Origin of the sequence: Paenibacillus sp. M-152 (assembly GCF_003856555.1) — a bacterium.
Taxonomy (GTDB): domain Bacteria; phylum Bacillota; class Bacilli; order Paenibacillales; family Paenibacillaceae; genus Paenibacillus; species Paenibacillus polymyxa_C.
In genome coordinates, this window is the sequence record NZ_CP034141.1 from 4,938,387 (window position 1) to 4,962,241 (window position 23,855).

The 23,855-nt window shown below is 47.5% G+C and carries 18 protein-coding genes; 2 read left to right on the forward strand and 16 right to left on the reverse strand.

The window, feature by feature from the left end; genetic code table 11:
* Positions 1-4: 4 nt before the first annotated feature.
* Entirely contained in the window at positions 5-559 is a 555-nt protein-coding gene (locus EGM68_RS21730; RefSeq protein ID WP_129549989.1) for an NAD(P)H-dependent oxidoreductase, read from the reverse strand.
* Between the two features lie 135 nt (positions 560-694).
* Here EGM68_RS21730 and EGM68_RS21735 point away from each other — a divergent pair, with 135 nt between their 5' ends.
* Both EGM68_RS21735 and EGM68_RS21740 read left to right on the forward strand, forming a co-directional pair.
* Complete coding sequence (locus EGM68_RS21735; RefSeq protein ID WP_058711483.1) at positions 695-1,330, forward strand: HlyD family secretion protein; 636 nt, start codon at positions 695-697, stop codon at positions 1,328-1,330.
* Between the two features lie 9 nt (positions 1,331-1,339).
* The gene (locus EGM68_RS21740) at positions 1,340-2,863 is read left to right on the forward strand and encodes a DHA2 family efflux MFS transporter permease subunit (RefSeq protein ID WP_129549990.1); all 1,524 of its coding nucleotides are present in this window, start codon (positions 1,340-1,342) and stop codon (positions 2,861-2,863) included.
* Between the two features lie 159 nt (positions 2,864-3,022).
* Here EGM68_RS21740 and EGM68_RS21745 read toward each other — a convergent pair whose 3' ends face one another.
* From EGM68_RS21745 to EGM68_RS21815, 15 genes are all read right to left on the reverse strand, one after another.
* Positions 3,023-5,005, reverse strand: a complete 1,983-nt coding sequence (locus EGM68_RS21745; RefSeq protein ID WP_346427891.1) for a heavy metal translocating P-type ATPase — start codon at positions 5,003-5,005, stop codon at positions 3,023-3,025.
* A gap of 306 nt (positions 5,006-5,311) precedes the next feature.
* Complete coding sequence (locus EGM68_RS21750; RefSeq protein WP_040102860.1) at positions 5,312-6,748, reverse strand: PEP-utilizing protein; 1,437 nt, start codon at positions 6,746-6,748, stop codon at positions 5,312-5,314.
* A 304-nt stretch (positions 6,749-7,052) separates the two neighbouring features.
* Positions 7,053-9,476, reverse strand: coding sequence for a heavy metal translocating P-type ATPase (locus EGM68_RS21755; protein ID WP_040102859.1), 2,424 nt, complete (start codon positions 9,474-9,476; stop codon positions 7,053-7,055).
* Positions 9,477-9,663: 187 nt separating this feature from the next.
* A complete protein-coding gene (locus EGM68_RS21760; protein ID WP_007432172.1) occupies positions 9,664-10,032 on the reverse strand; it encodes an ArsR/SmtB family transcription factor in 369 nt (122 codons plus the stop codon).
* A gap of 101 nt (positions 10,033-10,133) precedes the next feature.
* Positions 10,134-11,258: an NADH:flavin oxidoreductase gene (locus EGM68_RS21765; protein WP_170973200.1), complete on the reverse strand. Its 1,125-nt coding sequence runs from the start codon at positions 11,256-11,258 to the stop codon at positions 10,134-10,136.
* A 177-nt stretch (positions 11,259-11,435) separates the two neighbouring features.
* Positions 11,436-11,771 carry a cytochrome o ubiquinol oxidase subunit IV gene (gene cyoD / locus EGM68_RS21770; protein WP_013373103.1) on the reverse strand — a complete coding sequence of 112 codons (336 nt, stop codon included), beginning with the start codon at positions 11,769-11,771 and terminating at the stop codon, positions 11,436-11,438.
* Positions 11,772-12,380 (reverse strand): cytochrome o ubiquinol oxidase subunit III, encoded by a 609-nt coding sequence (gene cyoC / locus EGM68_RS21775; RefSeq protein ID WP_013373104.1) that lies wholly within the window; start codon positions 12,378-12,380, stop codon positions 11,772-11,774.
* On the reverse strand, positions 12,380-14,356 hold the full coding sequence (locus EGM68_RS21780) for a cbb3-type cytochrome c oxidase subunit I (RefSeq protein ID WP_013373105.1): 1,977 nt from the start codon (positions 14,354-14,356) through the stop codon (positions 12,380-12,382). Before EGM68_RS21780 ends, cyoC begins: the two co-directional genes overlap by 1 nt.
* Before the next feature lie 25 nt (positions 14,357-14,381).
* Positions 14,382-15,350, reverse strand: coding sequence for a ubiquinol oxidase subunit II (gene cyoA / locus EGM68_RS21785; protein ID WP_129549992.1), 969 nt, complete (start codon positions 15,348-15,350; stop codon positions 14,382-14,384).
* 353 nt (positions 15,351-15,703) lie between these two features.
* Positions 15,704-15,952, reverse strand: coding sequence for a hypothetical protein (locus tag EGM68_RS21790; RefSeq protein WP_013373107.1), 249 nt, complete (start codon positions 15,950-15,952; stop codon positions 15,704-15,706).
* A gap of 220 nt (positions 15,953-16,172) precedes the next feature.
* Positions 16,173-17,519 carry a GH1 family beta-glucosidase gene (locus tag EGM68_RS21795; protein ID WP_129549993.1) on the reverse strand — a complete coding sequence of 449 codons (1,347 nt, stop codon included), beginning with the start codon at positions 17,517-17,519 and terminating at the stop codon, positions 16,173-16,175.
* Positions 17,516-19,987 (reverse strand): glycoside hydrolase family 95 protein, encoded by a 2,472-nt coding sequence (locus EGM68_RS21800; protein ID WP_129549994.1) that lies wholly within the window; start codon positions 19,985-19,987, stop codon positions 17,516-17,518. Before EGM68_RS21800 ends, EGM68_RS21795 begins: the two co-directional genes overlap by 4 nt.
* A 105-nt stretch (positions 19,988-20,092) precedes the next feature.
* Positions 20,093-21,787 carry an ABC transporter substrate-binding protein gene (locus tag EGM68_RS21805; protein WP_129549995.1) on the reverse strand — a complete coding sequence of 565 codons (1,695 nt, stop codon included), beginning with the start codon at positions 21,785-21,787 and terminating at the stop codon, positions 20,093-20,095.
* Between the two features lie 62 nt (positions 21,788-21,849).
* The gene (locus EGM68_RS21810) at positions 21,850-22,752 is read right to left on the reverse strand and encodes a carbohydrate ABC transporter permease (RefSeq protein WP_040102855.1); all 903 of its coding nucleotides are present in this window, start codon (positions 22,750-22,752) and stop codon (positions 21,850-21,852) included.
* 15 nt (positions 22,753-22,767) lie between these two features.
* Positions 22,768-23,781, reverse strand: coding sequence for an ABC transporter permease (locus EGM68_RS21815; RefSeq protein ID WP_129549996.1), 1,014 nt, complete (start codon positions 23,779-23,781; stop codon positions 22,768-22,770).
* Between the last annotated feature and the right edge of the window lie 74 nt (positions 23,782-23,855).

Here is a 23,855-nt window from a genome sequence, read left to right on the forward strand (position 1 = left end):
CCTCCTATTCTCTTTCAGCGCTACGGTACCGTCCCGCCATCTCAGCAACCCGTTTGCCCAAAGAGCGACCTAACGCAAGATCATCGCCCGTTGGAAGGTTGGGCGGTCCATCAGGGTCTGTCTCCACCGGACATGTCACCCCTACACCGTAATAGGAGCCGTAGAGCGCATTTTCCGTGATGCTAGCGGGCAGGCCTACAATAATCATGCCTTGATGAAGCATAGGAGTAATCAAATTCAAAAGCGTTGATTCCAATCCACCATGAACGGTAGCAGTTGTGCAAAATACTGCACCGATTTTGTCCACCAGCTTGCCCTGCGCCCACAGATATCCGAGCTTGTCAATCCAGCTCTTCAGACCGCTGCTGATGGTACCAAAATGACCCGGGCACCCCCATATAATTGCATCCACGCTTACTAGCTCATTCACATCAGCCTCATTCACATGTTTTAGCAGCACTTCTGTGTGATTGAGGCGTGCTCCTTCTGCGATTGAGCGAGCGAGACGTTCGGTATGTCCATTTTCACTGTCATATACAATCATGATTCTGGTCGTCATTATGCGCATCATCCTTTATCAGCAAGATCATCCTTTTTGCATACGCTCTTAACCTTTCCCAGAATCGATCTGAATATTATGAATCGTTTGACGCATACTTTGAACATCCAAAAACACTAAGGAGGCATGCACAATATGAATTCGCGCGCCATATTAGTTAATCTGCTCGTAATCATCATTATTCTCGCAGGAGGTGGAGCCGCCGCCTATTACTACAATCAATCCGCCAACTACATAAAAACCGACAATGCACAAGTAAGCGGACAAGCAGTTACTGTTGCCTCTCCAAGCGGAGGAAAGCTCACGGGCTGGAACGCTGAAGTTGGTAAAACGTATACCGCTGGCAGCTCGCTTGGTAGTGTAGAGGGAGGCGGAAGCCGGATCAGCGTTACGATCCCGACTGACGGTACCATCGTACAGCAAACCGCAGTCAACAACTCAATAGTCGGGGCGGGCACACCTTTAGCGAAAGCATTTGATCTGAACAATCTTTGGATTACTGCCAATATAGACGAAACGGCTGTGCAGGATCTTCAAGTAGGCCAGACCGTAGATGTGTATATTGATGCTTACCCAGATACATCCCTGACCGGTAAACTCGAAAAGATCGGTCTGGCAACCGCATCCACCTTTTCACTGCTGCCCACTTCCAATACCACTGCCAACTATACTAAGGTGACGCAGGTCGTGCCTGTCAACATTTCCATTCAAGGTTACAAGGGCCTAGGTATTATCCCGGGAATGAGTGCAACGATCAGAGTTCATAAGTAGGAGGCTGTCATGGATCAAAAAATGTCCGTCGGACGCATTCTGTCCGTGCTACTGCTAGGCGCCTTCATTTCGATTTTGAATCAAACGCTGCTTAACGTGGCTATTCCACACTTGATGAATGACTTCAATGTATCTGCCACAACCGTTCAATGGTTATCCACCGGATATATGCTGACAAACGGAATTTTGATTCCTATCACTGCTTTTCTGATTGAGTCATTCGGAACACGTGCACTGTTCATCTCCGCGATGGGGTTATTTACTGCCGGGTCTGTCGTCTGTGCTGCCAGTACCGGCTTTGCGCCTATGCTGGTTGGACGTGTTATCCAGGCCAGCGGAGCAGGCATCATCATGCCTGTGGTCATGAACGTGTTCCTGACTGTGTTTCCTCCAGAAAAACGGGGCGCTGCCATGGGTACTATGGGAATCGCCATGATGTTTGCCCCGGCGATTGGACCGACTTTATCCGGCTATATTGTGGAGCATTACAGCTGGCGGCTGCTATTTTTACTCGTTATTCCGCTGGCGGTCATTGATATTCTGTTTGCCATACGCTGGCTCAAAAATGTCTCCAAGCTAACGAAACCGAACTTTGACCTGTTGGGAACCATCTTCTCCACCCTTGGGTTTGGCTTCCTGTTGTATGGCTTTAGTTCGGCTGGAGACAAAGGCTGGAGTAGCAATACGGTAATCCTTACACTCGCTGCCGGGGTTGTGTTTATTGTATTGTTTATCGTGCGCGAGCTAAATATGATACAGCCGATGCTGGAGTTCCGTGTGTTTAAATATGATATTTTTACTGTATCAACCTTAGTTGGGGCTACCGTCAACATGACGATGTTCGGCGGGATGCTGCTGCTGCCAATCTATTTACAAAATATACGCGGCTTTACACCGCTGCAATCCGGTCTGCTGCTGTTGCCGGGTGCACTGCTGATGGGTGTGATGTCACCGATATCAGGGGCAGTATTTGACCGTATAGGCGCAAGGCCGTTGGCGATCATTGGACTGATCATTACAGCAGTCACGACATGGGAATTCAGTCTGCTGACCGATGCCACCACCTACGGACATATTATGATCATCTATACGATTCGCAGCTTCGGAATGTCATTGCTGATGATGTCCGTCCAGACGGAAGGGCTAAACCAGCTACCTGCCCATCTCGGCAGTCATGGTACTGCCATGTCCAATACAGTACGGCAAATCGCTGGATCTATCGGTACCGCTTGGCTTATTACAGTAATGAGTAGCCGGACTACAGTTCATATGGCAGATTATGCGAATGTCGCTACCACAGCGAATGCTTCTGTAACGGAAGGCGTATCGCAACTGGGACAAACCCTTGCACAATCGGCGGGTATTTCTGCGGAAAGCGGCTCTGCACTCGCGCTACAACAGGTATACCGAAGCGCTGTTACAGAATCGACGATCCATGGCATTAATGATGCCTTCATCATTGCAACCGGGATTGCATTGGCGGGATTATTGTTTTCCCTGTTCTTGCGGCGATCTACACCGCGTCATAGATAGGTGTACAGCAGTCGCAAATTAAAGATATGAGATGAACCTGCTTTGCATACAAAATAGACTGATACTGCCAAAGAAGGAGCATTCATCCCCCCTTGGATGTAAGAGGGTTGAATGCTCCTTCTTGTTTGTAATCTTGTGATTTGTGATTGGATTATTTTCTTATGAGCGCAATAAACGCAGACCGTTCAAAATGACTAGGAGTGTGCTGCCTTCATGTCCAATGACCCCAAAAGGCAGGGCTATATCTTGCACAAAGTTACTGATCACCAGCAGCACAATGACACTTACCGCGAAGATCATATTTTGTTTGACCACTCGCTGCGCCTTGCGCGCCAGTGCTATCGTCGGAGCAATCTCCTCGATTCCGTCGTTCATTAGCACCACATCTGCAACCTCCAGTGCTGCTCCGCTGCCATGCATCCCCATGCCCAGCCCTACAGTAGCTGCAGTCAAAGCCGGAGCATCATTCACACCGTCGCCGACCATAACGACATGCCCGTATTGCTCTCGCAGCATGCGAATATGACTGACTTTGTCCTCCGGCATTAAGCCAGCATATACGGCGTCGACTCCAGCCTGCGCCGCGATCACGGCAGCCGTTTCCGGGCGGTCTCCGGTCAGCATGACGACCCGGATACCCTGTGCTTGCAGACGTTTCACGGACTCTTGTGCCTGTGGACGCAACTCGTCACGCAGCGCCAGCATCCCGGCAATCCGATCATCCGCAAGAATGATGGATACGGTTTTGCCCTCGGCTTCCAGTCGGGCCCGACTCTCCACCCACTCTGGTCCAACCAGAAGGCCAGGTTCATCCAGTACATTCGTGCGACCGATTTTCCATTTCACCCCACCTATGATGCCTTCCATTCCCCATCCGGTAAGAGCCTGCACTTGCTCGGCTGTGAGAAGCTCTCTCTGTTCCAATTCAGCTTCGGCTTTGGCTACAATCGCTCGTGCCAGCGGATGTAAGGAATAGCTTTCGATTGTCGCCACAATATGCAATAGCTCATCAGCATCGTAATCTGGGGCGGTAATCCAGTCCGTGACCACGGGTGAGCCCTTCGTTAACGTGCCCGTTTTGTCAAAAGCAACGACAGATGTCAATGCCATATTCTCCACATGCGCGCCACCTTTGAACAGAATGCCCCGCCGGGCACGGTTGGAAATAGCGGATAGCATTACCGGCATAATGGATGAAACCAGCGCACAAGGTGAGGCCACGACAAGGAACACCATCGCCTTGTAAAACGCCGCTGCCCAGGTCCAGCCCAATACAATGGGCGCACCTACAATGACGATCAACGTGACGGCAACAACAATTCGGGCGTATACCGATTCGAATGTTTTAATAAACCGCTGGGAATCGGGAACTTCGGTCCGTGCCTCTTCTACCATACGAATAATTTTTGAAAATAAAGTATCTTCCGAGGACTGGCTGACCTCCACATACAGCACGCCTTCTCCATTGATGGTGCCTGCATATACTTCGTCACCTGCCATCTTGTTTACCGGAACAGATTCCCCGGTAATGGATGCCTGATTCACTGCCGACACACCTTTGGAGACTCGACCGTCCGCCGGAATTAGTTCACCCGGCTTAACCAGCAGCAGGTCGCCTGGCAACAGCTGCTCAATGCCAACCGTTTCTGTTCCCTCGTGAGACAAGCGCAAAGCTGTTTCCGGCTTCAACGCCATGAGCTCGGAAATATCCTTACTACTACGCTCCGTGGTATAGCTCTCCAGCGCACCGCTGAGTGCAAAAATAAAAATCAGCATGGCTCCTTCATTCCAGTAGCCAATGGCCGCAGCTCCTAAAGACGCAGCGATCATGAGTAAATTAACATCCAGATCATGTTCTCGGATCAGGGTTTCAATCCCTTCTCTAGCTTTGGACCAGCCTCCAAGGGCATAAGACACTACATAGAGAATGACGGATAGCCATTGCCACCAATGTGAAACCCCCCATGCCATCAGCATTAGTATTCCACTGCCTAGAGCAGCCTGCATCTCCTTATTTTTCAGCATGCTTTTGAGCTGAAATTGCGGCTTGCGCTTTGGACCGGGGCGTCCGCTGCCACTGTTTTTTGAAAGTGCTCTGTTAGAGGGAGACAATGTATCTTGTAGTCGTTGAACTGCTTGCATCATGTCACGTTCCTTTCCATTTTTTGTTCCTTGTACTTGCATTTCATTGAGAATGATATCCATTGTTAAGTGCCCTAAAATAGCACATGCTGCTTCGGGAAGCCCGAAGCAGCATGTTTGGCAATGAGAATGATAATCATTTTTGCATCTATACAATTATTTTGGCTTAGAGAAACTTTTGTTTTATTATATACCCTTTCTTTTCCGCTTGTAAACTGCTAATAGCCTAAATAAAAAAGATACCCGCGTAAACAACGCAGGTATCCTCCATATTTCAAAGCGTTCTATCACATAAATTCCTCAAGGCTAAAGTGGAAACTTCCACGCATGGGTGTGTGCAGTTTCTGAAGTGTGTTGCCGATTGGCTTGCTGTTGCAGCCTCCAACGCGCAGCCGCAAGACGTACAGTAGGAACTTCTGGGTCTGAGCAAATGACCCCCGTTAGCTCGTTCTCCCAGATCCAATTCCTATCTAGGAAATGGTGAATTTTATCTATCGCCACCCATATAGGAATCTCAGGCTTTACACGCCGAACAGCTTCCATTATGCGTTTTATCGTATCATTAGCATTCTCATGCCCATCAGCAACAGATGGAATCAACGGATCCCCAGCTCTGATACCAGCAGATGGAGCTGGTAAAACTTCTAAAATGACCGTATCGGCAAAGCGTGCCAAATCTGCGGCTTGAGCCGCCTGCTTGGTCTGTCGTGCGCTCACTTCGGACATGTTATCGGCGTTGTCCGACTTCTCCGACTGTGCGGATTGCTCATCCCCTATTTGACCTGCATTAAGCACCAAACTTGTATCAACCGTCAAAAGTACACCTACCCGATATGGAACGCACCGCAGGCGGCCACATAACGTTTGCTCGGCAACGCCGTCAATCCAGTCTCGGATGGTCTGGAACTGGTTTACGTCAGTAGGATTGCGCACCATAATCTCCAGCCGTGGTTCTCCTCCCTGTCGCATGCTTCGCAACGCTGCACGCAGTAGGGCCTCCAACTGCATATCTTGCAGGCTTCCAATGCCCACTGCATTGTTCTGCTCAGTCAAAGCTATAGTCAGCGGCAATCCGTCCAGCAACTCAAACAAGCCTTCGTACTCTGTTTCCAGCAGGCCAATGATTCGTCGGGACAGGTGCTCACACAATCCAGGCAAACCTGATGCTTTATTAAATGTTGTGTACGTCTCGGATGCACGGGAACCGGGGACAAGGATAGGATCGATCTCCCCGGCAAGGGCATGAATCTTTTGTCCAGACTCTGCCGCGTCCAAATAGGCATAGCATAATTCCCTCACGCGGCCGGATGCCAGTGACAATGGACCATGCAGAAGGCTATAACCGTCAAGATCGCGTATTCCTGTACTTTTACGACTCATACTTGCAGGAGCATCAGCATAAAGCCGTATGGAGGTGTCGCTGTATTCATCGCTCCATTTTAGTAGTGTATCCATGGCTTGCTCTGTATCATTGCCGTTATTCAGCATCGATTCTCCAAGTAATTCCGGGTTTGCAGCCAGCAATGCCTCCGCTTGACTGATTGCACCCTGCTCGGCTAAACCAACCAGCCAGCCCAATGGATCTTCCTCCTGTGAAGCAGATACTTGATGGCTTCCTGCTCTTAGCGTCTCCATAGCCAATCTCCGTGCAGCAGACTCCTTACCTGGCTCTGGAACGTTGCAATCCCTGCTGTTTATGCCACCCAACAGCTCTGCGAATACATGCATCAGTTTAGCCTCCATGCCATTAATCCATCCTTTCTTTCGTCAGCAAGTTGGCACACACGAATTCGAGTACCCCTCCAAATAAAGAAAACGCTTACTCATTGCTGAGCAACCGAATGTTACGTGGGCCTTACTTATTAAGTCCCTACCTTAAACGTATTAGGCCCTCCCCACATTTATACATCTCTGCACAACTACTATATATGAGAAAAATAGATCTATACTGCGGAAAGCACATGTCTGCACAAAAAAGGCAGCCATAAAGAAACACCCCCTGTTTTCATAGGATGCCTACATCCAATGTTAACGGGGGGTTCCCTTTTTATTCGTCAGTACCAACCTTCAGCACACGCATCACATTTAATACAGCTAGCAGTGTTACACCAACATCGGAAAATACAGCCTCCCACATGGTAGCAATACCAATCGCGCCCAATGAGAGAAATACTACTTTGACACCTAGCGCAAATATAATGTTTTGCCATACGATACGGCGTGTGCGTTGAGCAATATGAATCGCCGTCACCAGCCTTGAAGGCTCGTCGTTCATGATTACGATATCTGCTGCTTCAATTGCAGCGTCTGAGCCCAAACCACCCATCGCTACACCAACATCTGCCAAAGCAAGTACAGGTGTATCATTAATTCCATCGCCTACAAACAAGATTTTATCGCTCGTTTTTTTACTTGCAGACAACTGCTCAATGGCTTCGGCTTTATGCTGAGGCAACAGTTCTGCCCGTACTTCATCCAGGCCTAACTGACGTCCTACAGCTTCGGCAACTGTCCGATTGTCACCTGTTAGCATGATGGTTTTTACCACCCCCAGCTTTTTCAGCGAAGCAATCGTCTTGGCCGCGTCCTCCTTAACCTCATCCGATATTAGAATGCACCCGGCATACGTTCCGTCTACAGCCACATGTACGACCGTTCCTACATCCAATGGTCCTGCTTGCTGCGCCACATTAAAAGCAATATGCTCCCGCTCCATCAGCTTAGCGTTTCCGGCCAATACCAAGCGCCCATCGATCTGAGCCTGAATCCCGTGACCGGATATTTCGCTATATTGCTGCACTCGCTCCGTTTGAAGTTCATTGCCATAAGCTTCACGCAGAGAAGCTGCGATAGGATGCGTGGAGTGCATCTCAGCCAATGCAGCAGTCTCCAGCAGACTTTCCTTCGTAAAAGCTTCGGCAGGATAAATCCCTGTCACATGGAAATCACCTTTGGTGAGCGTACCTGTTTTATCAAAAACAGCATATTTCACATGATTCAGGGCTTCAAGATAATTACCGCCCTTGATCAGCACACCTGAACGGGAGGCTGCCCCGATTCCGCCAAAGAAGCCCAGTGGAATAGACACCACCAGCGCACACGGACAAGAAATAACGAGGAAAACAAGCGCACGATATATCCAATCTGCAAACAATGCACCCGGCACAACCAGCGGAGGAACAACCGCCAGCAATAACGCTACAATAACCACTACAGGAGTATAATATCTGGAAAATTTCGTGATAAACTTTTCAGTCGGCGCTTTTTTGGCACTCGCATTTTGCACCAGTTCCAAAATTTTAGAGACCGCAGATTCACCAAATTCTTTGCTGACCTCTACCGTCAGAAGTCCGTTCGTATTCACAAATCCACTCATCACGCTGCTTCCCGGCTCAACGGTACGAGGCACAGATTCACCGGTCAACGCCGAGGTATCGACATGCGACTTGCCTTCTACAACCTTACCGTCCAGCGGGATCTTCTCACCCGGCTTGATCACTATCAAATCTCCAATACGGACCTCTTCTGGGGACACCCTTCGTACGGACTCAGCCGTCTTCAGGTTGGCATAGTCTGGTCTAATATCCATCAGATCGCTGATGGACTTACGTGAACGGTTAACTGCAATGCCTTGGAATAGCTCTCCGATTTGGTAAAAGAACATGACAGCTACGCCTTCGGGGTATTCCCCAATAGCAAATGCGCCCACCGTAGCCAGCGTCATCAAGAAATACTCATCAAAGGCCATTCCACGCACCAAGCTGCGTGCAGCCTGCAAGACAACATCACCGCCAACGATGATATATGCCACTAAAAATAGAGCCAGCTTGCCCACACCTTCGACAGGTAACCACCAGGCAACAGCCGCAATAACCGCTCCTATGGACAGACGTGCAATCATGCGGCGCATACCGTCCGTACCATGATCATGCGTATGCCCGGCATGACTATCATCATCATGCGAATGTGAATGAGCATGGGTAGCTTCACCATGATCGTGCACTGCATGGTGATTGTGGTGCATGTGTGCATGATTACCGTGGTCGTGCCCATCGTGTGCGCCATGTGCTTCATGGCTATGACCACCATGACTGTGAGCAGCATGCTTTCCATCATTGTGATTATGTCCTTCACCATCATGCTCATGACCGCATGCGCAATCCTCTGTGCAGCTTGCCTCTACTGCACCAGCGCCACTTCGACTGTCTTCGCGCAAGCGTCCACCCGCACTTTTGGCAACCATCCGAACATGAGGCTCAAGTCTGTGGATCTTCCATTCCGTTTGGCGAAAAACCTCTTCTTTTTGATCCGAAGTTGTCGTCATCGTCAACGTTTTTGTTACAAAATTGACCGAGCAATCAAGGACCCCTTCTATTTTACTGACTCCATTTTCAATCTTTAAAGCACAGTTGGCGCAATCTAGACCTTCCAAAACCCATTCATGCCGTTCATTTCTTTTTAGAGCATCCATAATAATTGGCCTCCAATTAGCTATATATGAGCAACTGTTCATATATTATTTGTTAAGGTCATTATATTCAGGTTTAGGGGCAAAAGTCAATGATCATAGCCCTTTTTAACGGAAAAAAATCGACTTCAATGGACAAACACCAAAAGAGCGCCAATTGCTTGGCGCCCTGCTGTTGGTTTGTCAAAAATCATTGATGTGATATGTGCTGATGGGTTTGCAAAAAAATCTGCTCCACATGATTATCATCCAGTGAATAAAACACTGTCTTGCCTTCCTTGCGTCGTTTGACAATACGCAGGTTGCGCAAATAACGAAGCTGGTGGGATACCGCAGATTGGCCCATGTTCAACACCTGTGTTAAATCATGAACACACAGTTCCTTTTGGGCCAGGGCATAAATCAGCTTGATCCGTGTCGGGTCACCTAGCGCCTTAAATAGCTCCGACATTTTGTATGCGATGGAATCCTCAACTAGGGAAGATTTTATACGCTCAATTTCCTGATCTGAACCGTGACAAGCCGGCTCACAATCCAAAGCTTCCGTTTCAGAATTCATCCTTTTCACCCCGTGTATTTCGACTTGATGCTCCTATTATAGCAAATTCGTAGAATTTACGAATAGCTTATATTACAGCTTGCCCTGTAACCGAAATTTTCCTAATTCAACGTTTTTAATACTTCATCATTGTAAGGAATTATTTCTTTTATCTGTTGATCACGTAATTTTACTGCAAATGCCGGATCAACCAGCAATGCACGTCCAACTGCAACCAGATCAACTTCCTCTCGTTCTACTAGCTCCACGAGTTGTTCTAATCTGGCCTCTACACTACTCGATTGATCAGTCTGACGATCATTGTTTTTTTCCAAATCACTCAAAAAGGCCTTCTCCAAACCAATTGACCCCACCGTAATCACTGGCTTGCCTGTTATCTTTTTGGTCCATGCTGCCAGGTTTAGATCTGACCCTTCGAATTCTGGCTCCCAGAAACGGCGGCTTGAGCAATGGAATACATCCACCCCAGCTTGTACCAATGGGGCAAGGAACTGTTCAAGTTCCTGTGGTGTCTGTGCCAGCTTTTCTCCATAATGGTACATCTTCCACTGGGAGAATCGCAGTACAATTGGAAAATCCGGGCCTACTGCACGGCGACAAGCCTCAATGACCTCGACCGCAAACCGGGTACGCTGAACCAAATCGCCTCCATATTGATCGGTACGCTTATTGGTTTTGTCCCAGAAAAATTGATCTATTAAATAGCCATGTGCTCCATGAAGCTCAATGCCGTCAAACCCCACCCGCTTGGCATCGGCAGCGGCCTGAGCAAAGGCTGCAATGATATCCGCAATTTCCGCCTCCGTCAATGGCTCAACTACCTTTTCACCTGCGGGAGAAATACCTGAAGGACCGACAGGCAATGCCTCGGGATTCGGTTGGTTATCCGCACCTATTTTCCGGGCTGTACCCACATGCCAGAGCTGCGGTATAATTTTGCCGCCGGCCGCATGAACCTCCTCTACTACCTTGGCCCATCCTTTCAATCCCTCACCATAAAAGTTAGGGATGCCTGTGTGCTCCACAGCGGCGGGATGATTGATAGCTGTTCCCTCTGTAATAATCAATCCAACAGCATTTTCTGCACGGCGACGATAATACGCGGCAACCTCAGGTCCTGGAATACCTTGGGGAGAAAAATTTCGTGTCATGGGAGCCATAACCATCCGATTGGGAAGCGATAAGTTACCTATCTTGAAAGGTTTAAACAATATTTCGGTGTTCATGACGTTTTCCTCACTCTCCATTAGTATTATCTTTTTCACTCTTCTGTTATACAATTCCATTTTACACGCGTGCAAACTTGAGTTCAAGAAGCCACAGTTTAAATTCCAGCAGGTCCTTTACAAAAAAAGAGGAAGCGGCATAGAGCCGCTTCCTCTTATCTAAAATAGTGTGACTTATTAGTGTGCTACCATGTTGTATTCCATAATCCATACAGAACCGCCAACGACAGTCAACAGGATCACAACACCAAAGATCAAAGTCATAACATTCCAACGTGGTCCATTGCTTTCACGGATGTGCATGAAGAAGAAAAGCTGAACCAGAAATTGCAGCACTGCCGCGGCTAAAATAACAACCATGGTCGAAGTGCGGCTCAACATATGATTCATAACCACGAAGAGAGGAATGATGGTCAGTACGATGGACAGAATAAACCCGATAACATAGGATTTCACTGAACCGTGAGAATCATCATGACCATGCGAACCCGCTCCTGATTGATGCTGTGCCATCTACATCACCCCCATCAAATAGACAACTGTCAGCAAGAAGATCCAGACAGCGTCCAAAAAGTGCCAGTACAAGCTCAATGCCGAAACTTTGCCCTTCGTCTCTGGAGTAAGTCCGCGTTTTTTCAACTGGAACATAAGTCCAATCATCCAAACCAGACCTAACGAAACGTGAAGTCCGTGTGTTCCGACTAATGTGAAGAATGCCGACAAGAACGCACTGGTTCCAAAGTTGGCACCTTCATGTACCATCTCAACAAACTCGTAAACTTCAAAACCGATAAAACCAAGACCCAGGATCGCTGTCACGATTAACCAGCTGATTAATCCCTTCATGCTTCCTTTGTTCATAGCCAACACAGCCAGACCACTTGTGAAGCTGCTTGTGAGCAAGAGGAACGTTTCAATAATAACGCCCGTCATGTTAAACAGCTCTGCGCCACCTGGTCCTCCGGCTGTGTTGTTCCGAAGGACAACGAAGGTTGCGAACAAGGTACTGAACAGGATTACGTCCGTTACGAGGAAGATCCAAAAACCAAGCATCTTCAATTCTTGCGGATCGTGATGCCCGTGGTCATGATCATGGCTGTGATGTGCTGCAGCTTGTGCCATTATACAGACCCCCTTATTGCCGCTTCCGTGCGTTTTACTTCATCCGCAGGGATATAGTAGTCGCCATCATAGGAGAAGAACGAACGGCAAATCATACAAATTGCCACGCCGATCAGCCCTGGAATATAGAAGAACGACCATCCAAATACGAACCCGAAACCTGCAATGAAAAAGAATACCGACATAATGAATGGAATCGCCGAGTTTTTCGGCATATGAATCGCTTCAATTGGCGGTTGCTTTCTGAAAATACCTTTTGCACGTTTATCTTTTTCTGCCCACCAGTCATCGCGTTCTTCTACTTGCGGAATGGTAGCAAAATTGTATTCCGGTGCAGGTGAAGGAATGGACCATTCCAACGTGTGACCGCCCCAAGGGTCGCCAGTTGTATCCTTCAGCTTGCGGTAATTTTTGATACCCAGAAGAATTTGAAGAACCTGGAACAAGAAACCAATCCCCATCAGGAATGCCCCAACGGTTGACACCATGTTAAGCGGCTGCCAGCCAGTATCCCAGCCGTAAGTGCTCAGACGACGTGTCATCCCCATCAGACCGAGGGAATATTGCGGAATGAAACATACATAGAAACCGATATTCCAGAACCAGAAAGCCCATTTACCAGGCGTTTCAGGCAATGTGAAACCGAACATCTTTGGCCACCAGTAGTACAGACCTGCCAAGTAACCGAACACTACCCCACCAATTAGAGCGGAGTGAAAGTGAGCGATCAGGAAGTAACTGTTATGGAACTGGAAGTCCGCAGGCGCTACAGACAACATGACGCCCGTCAAACCTGCAATCAGGAAGTTCGGAATAAATGCAATAGACCACATCATCGGAGTTTTAAATTCGAGTTTACCCCGGTACATCGTGAACAGCCAGTTAAATACTTTAACCCCTGTCGGTATTGCGATAACCATTGTCGAAATCGCAAAGAATGCATTAACATCTGCGCCTGATCCCATCGTGAAGAAGTGATGCGCCCACGTGAAGAAGGACAGGATCGCAATAATGAACATCGCGTAAACCATGGATTTGTAACCAAACAATTTCTTTTTGGAGAATACACTGATAACCTCGGAATAAATACCGAAGGCTGGCAATACTACGATGTATACCTCAGGGTGACCCCACATCCAGATCAAGTTGATATACATCATCGGGTTACCGCCGAAATCAAGGGTAAAGAAGTGCCCTCCTCCGAAGCGGTCAAGGAATAGCAATGCTAAAGTAACCGTCAGAATCGGGAACGCGAAAATGATAATAACACATGATGAAAATACGGACCACGTAAAGACAGGCATTTTCATCCAAGTCATACCAGGTGCGCGCATTTTAATAATGGTAACAATAAAGTTGATCCCTGTAGCCAATGAACCTATACCAGAAATCTGAATACCCCAGATATAGAAGTTCTGACCGACGCCAGGACTAAATTGCAGTTCTGAGAGCGGTGGATAACTCAACCAGCCTGCATCTGGCGAACCGCCGATAACGAAGGACAAGTTGAACAACATCGCACCCATAAAGAAAAGCCAGAAGCTCAATGCGTTCAGGAAAGGAAACGCAACGTCGCGCGCACCAATTTGAAGGGGTACGGCGATGTTAAACAAACCAAACATCAACGGCATTGCCATAAACAAGATCATGATTGTGCCGTGAGTTGTGAAAATCTGGTTGTAATGCTCAGGATGTAGGAGTGTCACATCCGGTGTAGCAAGTTGAATACGCATCAATAATGCATCCACGCCTCCGCGGAATAACATCAAGATGGCCGCAAGAATATACATAATACCGACTTTTTTATGGTCAACCGTAGTCAACCAGTTTTTCCAAAGCCAGCCCCATTTTTTGAAATAAGTGAGCACAAACACGATCCCGATCGTTGCTAATGCGATGGAAACGTCCGCTCCATAGATCATCGGGTCTCCAGTAACGAAGAAAGTGGATGCAAACTCTTTTATTTTGTCAAGCATTGGGGGCCTCCTTCCCTATAATCATTTAATTGTGTCCGCTCATGTCCATTCCAGCATGATCTTCTGTGCCGGATTTGGATGAATCTTCTGTGGATATAGCTCCGCCATGTCCAGCATGGGGGTTAGGAGCGCCTTCCACTACATACTTGTTAACAATCTCTTTGAACAAGCCGTCTGGAATCGAAGAATATTCATCAGGCTGGGACAAACCTGGTTTTGCAAGCGCCAAATAGCCGTCTTTCGTCAGCGGCTTAGACTGCTTCTTGATGTCAGCGACCCAGTTTTTATACTCTTCATCCGACTGGACTTCTACATCAAAACGCATTTGTCCAAAATGCTCACCGCTAAAGTTTGCACCCGAGCCAAAGTAAGTTCCTTCGTGATCGGCCTGCAGATGCAGTTTCATGGCCATGCCTGACATGGTGTAGATTTGACCGCCCAATTGCGGAATCCAGAACGAGTTCATCGGGGCGTCAGCAGTCAGTTCAAAACGGACTGGAACACCTTTAGGAATGTGAACTTGGTTAACTGTAGCTATACCTTCCTCTGGGTACATGAAGAGCCATTTCCAGTCCAGTGAAGTTACTTGAATCGTTACTGGCTTTTGCGTACTTGCAATCGGCTTGGAAGGCTCCAGCAAATAGGTATATCTCGCAGTGATAACCGCAATAATACAGATAACGATAATTGGAATAGCCCACCATGTGGTTTCCAGCTTTTTGCTGTCATCCCAGTGAGGTTGATACTTCACCTTGTTTGTTGGGGTATCGCGATACCGCCAAACGATGAAGAAGGTCAAAATCATAACCGGTACAATTATAAGCGCAGACAATGCAGTTGTAAGAATGATCAGCTCTTTTTGTGCTTGCCCAATTGGTCCTTTCGGATCGAAAACAACGTATTTTCCGCCAGCATAAAAACACGTCCAGATGAGCAATGCTACCGTGAGCACGGTCAAAACCAACGCAATAATCGCTTTTGGTTTTTTGTTCATGTTGTTCCCCTCTCCTTAAAATAGTAAATTACTCAAAACTTAACGAACTCCTGTAATCTTGCCCTTATATAAGATAGCAGAAAAGCGGCCACTTTTTTTATTGTTAACAGAATTGTCGATTATTTGTCCGATTTTTGTGAAAAACCTCTCTAAAAATAAAATTTCTCTTGCAAATTCAAAATTTCTTTTTAATTCAAAAATGACATATAAAAACGTTAATTATGCATCTTGAAGTATCTTAAAAAAGCTATACTAAAGCAAAAATCGGGACTCCTTACAGTTATCATGCTACACTGCTCGAAGCCCCGCGCTGTTGTTTTCATTATCAGTTTTACATCATTTTTTCAATTGTATTAACGATGCCCGTTCTCTTGGTCTTCCTTCTTACGGGCAATGACAAATGATTTCCCGATTAGAAAAATGAAAATTCCGGCAGCAAAGGCGCCAATGCCTGTCATTAAATAGATATTACGATCGGTTAAATTCCCTATATCAAGCAAAATAAGAATAATACCTACAATGCAAGCGATCAAAGAAATAACAGATACCGTGCGGCTCATTTGGTTATCACTTGATCCTGATTTTCTAAAATTCGAAGCCATACCCTCCACTCCCTCTAGTTTAAAATAGTTTAAAAAGTGCCCTCGCCAGGTATTTTTTTCAGTATGCACATTTTTTATTTTATTATTCCTGCCGGTCTCTACATACTAGAACCATCTGTAATTCATCTTGGCTATTATTACCCCAGAGGACCTCCTATTTAAACAAACGGGAGCGGAGGCAGACCTAAATTTGCTTTATATTCAGATCATTTCTCTTGATTTAACGTCTAGTCTCCAACCAGTTATTACTTACTACATTTCGATACCAATAGTAACTTTCCTTGGGGGTACGGACTTGTGTGCGAAAATCGACATGAATCATGCCAAATCTCATATTATATCCCTCTGCCCACTCAAAATTGTCCATAAGTGACCAGGCCATATACCCTTTAACATGGAGGCCGTCATGAATCGCCCGGTGTACCTGCACCAAATGCTGCTGCATGTACGAAATTCGACGGTCATCCTGCACCTTTCCGTTTACGACTTCATCATTGATACAAGCCCCGTTCTCTGTGATATAAATATCGATGTTACCGTATTTTTGCAAATAATGTAGTACCTCATACAGCCCACGTGACTCCACCGGCCAGCCGATATCCGTTACAGGTAGTCCCATATTGATTTCTTCAGATTGAAGAAAGCCTGCTTCCGGATTAAAGCGATTAACCGACATACTATAATAATTGATACCGATCATATCTATAGGTTCACCGATAATGTCCATATCTCCATCTTGTATAGGTACGGTGGCTCCCTGCTCCGCAAACCAGTCTACCAAAATCTGAGGATACGAGCCTTGATAAATAGGCTGGAGAAACCAGTCACTATGCAGAGAAATCGTGCGCGCACAAGCCGCTTTATCTTCCTCAGAGGTGCTGTAAGGAACAGCCCAGGAGACATTGGGAGCGATACCGATCTGGCCACTGGTGCCTAGCTCGCGGAATCGGCGTACAGATAGGCCATGCGCGACCAGCAGATGATGTCCTACATCAATCGCTGTCTGGAGATTCGTCAGACCCGGAGCATGAACTCCTAACATATTGGATAAAAAGGCGATGCACCAAGGTTCATTGAATGTGAGCCAATGGTGTATCTTACCGTGAAACTCACGGAACATCGTTTCCGCAAACTGGACAAATGCCTGTATCGTACGACGATTTCCCCATCCTCCCGCATCCTGTAGCGCCTGTGGCAGATCCCAGTGATACAGTGTACAAAACGGTTCAATCCCGTTGTCGTTCAACAAATCAACAACGCGATGATAATAGTTCAATCCTTCTTGATTGACTTCACCGTCACCATTCGGGAATATACGCGGCCAGGACACCGAGAACCGATATGTACGAATGCCCAGTTCCTTCATGAGACGGATATCTTCTTCGTAGCGATGATAGCTATCACAAGCTACATTGCCGTTATCCCCGTTAAACACTTTACCAGGCGTATGGGCAAAGGTATCCCAGATCGACAACCCTCTCCCATCCTCCTGATATGCCCCCTCGATTTGGTAGGCGGCTGTTGCGGTACCCCACATAAAGTCCTGCGGAAATTGAAAAATAGTCATTGTGTTTCACCCTCTCCCTCAATTATAATCGTATGTTCATTCGTTTTTCCCTGCTTTTTGGTAAAAATCCATGACAAAATAAATCCTCCGTGCTTGGGATCAGACTGAGCCTGACGAGCATCTGCGCTAAACGGGTGTGCACTGCGAATCGTGCAGCTTCCCGTCTGGACAGATGCGGTAAGCTCCGCACGGACGAGCCGCGAACCGGACCACTCCATGGTGACCGTAATCCCGCCACGCCCTTTCAAGCCGCTGACCCGTCCCTCCGGCCATGCCGATGGCAGGGCAGGCAATAGCGTCAGCTCGCCCGGGCGGCTTTGCAGCAGCATTTCTGCGATGCCTGCCGTCGCACCAAAGTTACCGTCGATCTGAAAAGGCGGGTGAGCGTCAAATAAATTAGGGTAGGTCGATCGCGACAGCAACGTGCGAACATACCGATGCGCAGTGTCGCCATCTTCCAGCCGGGCGTACAGGTTAATCAACCAGGCACAGCTCCACCCGGTATGCCCGCCACCATGATCGAGTCGGCGGCGTAACGATATGCGGGCCGCCTCAGCCAGCTCCGGAGTATCGCGGATATGGATCTGTCGGCCGGGATAAACCCCATAAAGATGCGAAACATGTCGATGACCAGGCTCCGCTTCCTCAAAATCGACCAACCATTCTTGTAACTGACCGTGACGGCCGATTTGATAGGGCATTAATCGTTCCCGTGTCTCCTCGCAGCGTTTGCGGAATTCATCGTCTAATTCCAGCAGATCCGCGGCCTGAATACAGTTGCTCAACAGCTCCCAAATCAGCGTCATGTCCATCGTGGAACCCATCGATATACTGCCATCCTCGCCTTCGGGCGTGATGAATTTATTTTCAGGTGATGTGGATGGAGACGTTACGAGCCGACCAGCCGGGCCCTCCACGAGCCAGTCCAGGCAAAAGGCTGCCGCCCCCTTCATAAGCGGATAAGCCTGTTCTGCCAAATAGGTTGTATCCAAGGTGAACAGATAACGTTCCCATAGGTGAGCAGTCAGCCATACACCCCCAAGCGGCCAAAATGCCCAACTGGCATGGCCACCTGACGGTCCGGCGTTTCTCCACACATCTATATTGTGGTGAGCTGTCCATCCTTGAGCCCCATAATGGATGGAAGCGACCCTACGTCCCGTACGACCGACTTCTCCAATCATGTGCAGCAATGGCTCATGGCACTCGGCAAGATTACATACCTCTGCGGGCCAATAATTCATCTGTGTATTAATATTGGTTGTATAGTTACTATTCCACGGCGGCTGTACCCGGTCATTCCAGATGCCCTGAAGGTTGGCGGGCTGACTGCCCGGACGTGAACTGCCCATAAGCAAATAGCGTCCATACTGAAATAACAGCACTTCCAGCCCCAGGTCTGCCTGACCTTTCTGATAGTGTTCTAATCGCAGGTCGGTCGGGAGAACGGACTCGTCGGTTAGCGTGTCACTTCCCAGTTCTAATGCAACACGGTCAAACAGCTTCCGGTGATCCTGCTCATGGCGTTGCCGCACCTGCTCACTTCCCAGCGAAATCGCTCCGTCTAGAGTGACTTTGCAGGCTTCTACTGACTCCGTTGCATCACTATTCGGCATAGCCTGGAATCCCCGAAATCCGGTAGCTGCTGCCAAATATACCGTGATTTTATCCGCGTCCGAGATGATCAATGCTCCGTCATCTCCCGTCGTCAAGGTTCCTCCCTCGGGAATAACCCTCGCCTGAACTGCAAAAGCCATCCCCAAATCATTTTCGTAAACGACAGACTGTGGATGATCGCCGTGATAATTAGATTCCACATGACTGGGCGCTCGTCCAGTCAACGTAATAAAGTCCCTGGTCGGTTCCTCGGATGGATCGTCATCGCTAGCCCATTTGGAGGAATTCTCAAGTGCATTCTCTCCAACTTCATCCTCACAAGGATGGGGTGTGGTCATGCGCACAGATGCATGGATTTTTCCGACCTTACTCGCAGTCAGTGACACCATAATGACTCCATCGGGTGCACTGGCGATAACTTCACGAGTATAGCGGACTCCATCACTCTGAAAAGTGACCGCTGCCGTTCCGGTCTGCATATCCAGTTCCCGTTCATAATGCGCAATCTCCCCTAGGTTCTCCTGCGTAATCCACAAATCTCCCAAAGGCTGGTAGGCTTCTGTATCGCGGCCCAGCATGTTTGAAGTAATCAGTTGTTCGGCTTCTTTGTATTTTCTATCTGCAATCAGCTTTCTGGCAGGTTTTAAATATCGCAATGCATCATACTGAACGCCATCCCTGGGGAATCCGGACCAGAGCGTATCCTCGTTTAATTGCAAATGCTCCTCCCTGATTCCGCCAAATACCATAGCTCCCAGCCGTCCATTGCCGACTGGCAATGCTTCCTCCCATACCTCAGCAGGCTGGCGATACCATAACCGCAGGGACTGTGGCCTTTCGCTTTTCGTCACGTCAAACCCTCCCTCATCAGGGTCAGACAGAGCGCTGCTCCCGTGTTGCCCATGGCGCATGCGCTCTGTCACTCCGAGATTTCAAAGTTTGGATAAATGGACTTACTATTTGGACGCTTTCCCACTCCATAACTCCACTCTGTCCTTCACCAGTTGCGTATATTGCTGTTCCATTTGGACAGCTCCGGCGGCATCCAGTTCTTTAATCATGTTGTCGTATATCGTATCAAAATTGGAAGCTGGTGCTAATATCGCTTCCGGTATCCGTTTGCGGATAATGTCTGTCGTTTTTTTGAATGTAACGTTATAGTTGGATTCATTGTCTGTCGTTATGTTATAGGCCGCGCCCCAAGGCTTCACATCAAATTCTTCTTTGTCTGGAAACAGTTCCTTCCACGTTTTTACGCCATACGCTTTAAGTGATTCTTTCTCCGGCTTCGAATAAGCCGCGATAATTTGTTCCGGGAATTTGGCAGTGTAGTAGTTACCCGTAGAGTCTTTCACCCCGTCACCATAGTGTCCGCTCATTAATGTGTACAAGTCTATTCCAGTGGATTTATTGAAGCTGGTTGTATTGTTCGTTTTTTGATCCAATACATCGGCAGGAATGACGCGTTTGCCATCTTTGATTTCATAGTGCTTACCTTCGATTCCCCAGTTCACAAGCACCTGTCCTTCATCAGAAGCTAAATAATCCAGAAATTTAATAGCCCGCACCGGGTCCTTGCAACTTTCCGTAATCCCTACACCATAACCGGACGCAAATCCTGTATCCTGAAAGGAACGATCCTTATATTCCTCCGAAAGTGTAACTGGAAAATGTGCATAGCTGGCATCAGACTTACCTGACGCTTTTAATGCATTTTCGGCATCCTGATAACCCCACTCTTGGTCGATCAGACCCAGGACACGGCCGCTGGCAATTTTGGATTTGTATTGGTCACTTTTTTGTACAAACGAATCTTTATCGAGCAGCCCTTCATTGTACATGTGGTTCAACCAACGGAAATATTCCTTTTCTTCCGGACGTTTGTAATGAAGCTTGGCTTCAAATGTTTTGGGATCAATAAAATATTCACCATCATCCGGCGCTCCAGTCGTCTGGAAGGCAGGGTTCGTTACGGTAATCATAATTCTCCAGTCGTCCGCATCCAGCGTGAGAGGGATCGTTTTTTTGCCATTGATCGTCGGATGCTTGGCTGTATAGGTTTTGAGTACGTTTTCAAAATCCTGTAAGGTTCTTACCTTGGGATATCCCAGCTCCTTAAGCACCTTATGCTGAATTTCAAATCCTCCCGTCGCATCAAAACTCTCCTGTCCAACACCTGCATACGTAGGAATAACATAGATAGCTTGATCTTTATTGCTGTATTTCAGCCGATCCATATAGGGACCGTAGAGCTTTTTGAGGTTAGGCGCGTGATCGTTAATCAGATCGGTCAGATCAATCATGGCCCCCGCATCCACAAGCTTGTTAATATTTGCTTTAGGAGAGACCAGGTCTGGGTATTCTCCACTTGCTGCCATCAAAGCAATTCGGTCATCTCCACCTCCGCCGCTGACATCAAATTCCGCATTCAAGGTTACACCTGTTTTCTTGGTGATTTCCTTGCCTATTTCATCTTTCATTCCATTCCATTGCGGGCTTGTATCTGCTCCGAAGAAGCTAAACGTAATCGGATCTGTGCCGCTGGATGAGCCTTCCTTTGCTGCTTTATCGCTTCCACCGCAACCTGCGAGTGCTGCAAGAGATACGGCGAGCAAGGGAATCAATGCAAATCTGGACCAGTGTTTTTTCATGTTCAAGACCTCCTGCATTTGTAGGATTTTACCGTTGTGAATGGACTGTAACGATTTGATTGTTATGATTTAACAGCTCCCAGTGTCATACCGCCTACAAAATACTTTTGTAGGAATGGATATACGAGCAAAATAGGAAGCGTGACGGTAATCGTGATTGCCATTTTAATCGACTCTGGCGAAATTTGAGCCATTTGCTTAGCCATATCGTTGTTATTCGCCATATTGGCGCCGCCTTGCTGCGTACTTTGCAGTATCTTCATCAGCTCAAATTGCAGCGTTGTCCATTGTGCGGCGGTTCCGTTGTACAAGTACGTATCAAACCATGCGTTCCATTGATTTACCGCTAAAAAAAGAGCAATTGTCGCCAGTACAGGCTTGCACAGCGGTAGAATAACCTTCCAATATATTGTAAAGTCATTTGCTCCATCCAGCTTTGCAGACTCCTGTAACGCATATGGCAAACCATCCATAAAGGAACGAATGACAAAAACGTTAAATGCGCTGATCAGCCCCGGAAAAATATACACCCAGAACGAGCCCAGCAAATGCAAATCACGCATCAAAATAAACACAGGCACCATCCCGCCGGAAAAATACATCGTCAGCGCCAGAAACGTGGATATGAACTTGCGCGCGCGGAAATCGACCCGACTCAGCGTAAATGCAAGCATAGAAGCACAGATGAGTCCCAGCAGCGTTCCAACCACTGTACGTAAAATGGATACCTGCAGACCCCGAAGCAGGCCATCGTATTGGAAAATCGTTTTGTAATTTTCGAGTGTAAACTGGCGCGGCCATATATAAATACCGCCACGCACCGTATCCGTCGAATTGTTCAGGGAAATTGCCAGTACGTTCAGAAACGGGTACAGCGTCAACACCACGATCAGAGCCATGAGAACATAGTTGAACAAGTCAAACAGCTTTTCTGACCGTGTAGCGTTAAATGCCTTATTCGTCATTTCGCTTCTCCCTCCCTACATGATGCTTTCTTTGGTCAGTTTTTTGAATATACCGTTCGCTGTAAACAACAATAGAATGCTAACCATTGAGTTGAAAATGCCTATTGCCGTCCCGTAAGAGAAGCGGCCCAAATTAATCCCGTAATTCAGTGCATACAAATCCAGCACTTCCGAATAATCCGTTACGAGACTGTTGCCAAGTAAGAACTGCTTTTCAAAACCATTGCTGACCAGATGCCCAATCGCCATAATAAACAGAATGGCGATAGTCGAGCGGATACCCGGCAGTGTAATATGCCACATCTGTCTCCAGCGGCTGGCCCCATCCACACGCGAAGCTTCATACTGTTCCTGGTCAATTCCTGTGATGGCGGCTAAATAAATAATCGTATTCCAACCCGTCTCTTTCCATATGTCGGAAGCGGTTACAATGTACCAAAACCAACTCCCCTTGGCCATGAACTGAATCGGTTCATCCACAATATGAAGCGCTACCAATATATCGTTAACAATCCCTCCGTCAATGGACAGCATTTTCGTTACCAATCCGGCCACAACTACCCATGATACAAAATGCGGAAGGTAGGATACTGTCTGCACAACTCGCTTGAACAGCATACCACGCAACTCATTTAACAGAATTGCAAAAAAGATCGGTACAACAAAACCAAAAACAATACCCATCAGGCTCATCGCCAGCGTATTGCGTAATACCAGATAAAAACGTTCATCCTGAAAAAGCTCAATAAAGTTGTCCAACCCTACCCACTTTTGATCCCAAAACGATTTGGCTGGTTTATAATTTTGAAACGCCATTGTCCAGCCCCATAGTGGAAAATAACTGAAAACAAACACCCATATGACGAAAGGAATGGACATAAAGTAAAGATACTTTTGCTGTTTCACGCTGTTCCACAAGCCTTTTTCACCACGTTCGGGCTTCGATCCGCGAGCCTTACGCGGTCTTCCCCGATTGGATTCAGGAACTGCAGTATCAGCGCTGGAAGCGGTTTCAGTTGAAGATCCCATAACAAGCTCCTCCTCATCTCTAGATACTATTATCATACTTTGCTGGCTCAGAAGCGGGTACCCGACGAATTAGG

Excerpts from the sequence above, each read along its gene's own strand:
- EGM68_RS21790 (WP_013373107.1), bottom strand. The coding sequence starts at position 15,952 with ATGGCTTCGAATTTTAGAAAATCAGGATCAAGTGATAACCAAATGAGC.
- EGM68_RS21740 (WP_129549990.1), top strand. The coding sequence starts at position 1,340 with ATGGATCAAAAAATGTCCGTCGGACGCATTCTGTCCGTGCTACTGCTA.
- EGM68_RS21765 (WP_170973200.1), bottom strand. The coding sequence starts at position 11,258 with ATGAACACCGAAATATTGTTTAAACCTTTCAAGATAGGTAACTTATCG.
- EGM68_RS21780 (WP_013373105.1), bottom strand. The coding sequence starts at position 14,356 with ATGCTTGACAAAATAAAAGAGTTTGCATCCACTTTCTTCGTTACTGGA.
- EGM68_RS21805 (WP_129549995.1), bottom strand. The coding sequence starts at position 21,787 with ATGAAAAAACACTGGTCCAGATTTGCATTGATTCCCTTGCTCGCCGTA.
- EGM68_RS21735 (WP_058711483.1), top strand. The coding sequence starts at position 695 with ATGAATTCGCGCGCCATATTAGTTAATCTGCTCGTAATCATCATTATT.
- EGM68_RS21760 (WP_007432172.1), bottom strand. The coding sequence starts at position 10,032 with ATGAATTCTGAAACGGAAGCTTTGGATTGTGAGCCGGCTTGTCACGGT.
- EGM68_RS21750 (WP_040102860.1), bottom strand. The coding sequence starts at position 6,748 with ATGGAGGCTAAACTGATGCATGTATTCGCAGAGCTGTTGGGTGGCATA.
- cyoA (WP_129549992.1), bottom strand. The coding sequence starts at position 15,350 with ATGAACAAAAAACCAAAAGCGATTATTGCGTTGGTTTTGACCGTGCTC.
- EGM68_RS21795 (WP_129549993.1), bottom strand. The coding sequence starts at position 17,519 with ATGACTATTTTTCAATTTCCGCAGGACTTTATGTGGGGTACCGCAACA.
- cyoD (WP_013373103.1), bottom strand. The coding sequence starts at position 11,771 with ATGGCACAGCATCAATCAGGAGCGGGTTCGCATGGTCATGATGATTCT.
- EGM68_RS21810 (WP_040102855.1), bottom strand. The coding sequence starts at position 22,752 with ATGACGAATAAGGCATTTAACGCTACACGGTCAGAAAAGCTGTTTGAC.
- EGM68_RS21730 (WP_129549989.1), bottom strand. The coding sequence starts at position 559 with ATGACGACCAGAATCATGATTGTATATGACAGTGAAAATGGACATACC.
- cyoC (WP_013373104.1), bottom strand. The coding sequence starts at position 12,380 with ATGGCACAAGCTGCAGCACATCACAGCCATGATCATGACCACGGGCAT.
- EGM68_RS21815 (WP_129549996.1), bottom strand. The coding sequence starts at position 23,781 with ATGGGATCTTCAACTGAAACCGCTTCCAGCGCTGATACTGCAGTTCCT.
- EGM68_RS21745 (WP_346427891.1), bottom strand. The coding sequence starts at position 5,005 with ATGCAAGCAGTTCAACGACTACAAGATACATTGTCTCCCTCTAACAGA.
- EGM68_RS21755 (WP_040102859.1), bottom strand. The coding sequence starts at position 9,476 with ATGGATGCTCTAAAAAGAAATGAACGGCATGAATGGGTTTTGGAAGGT.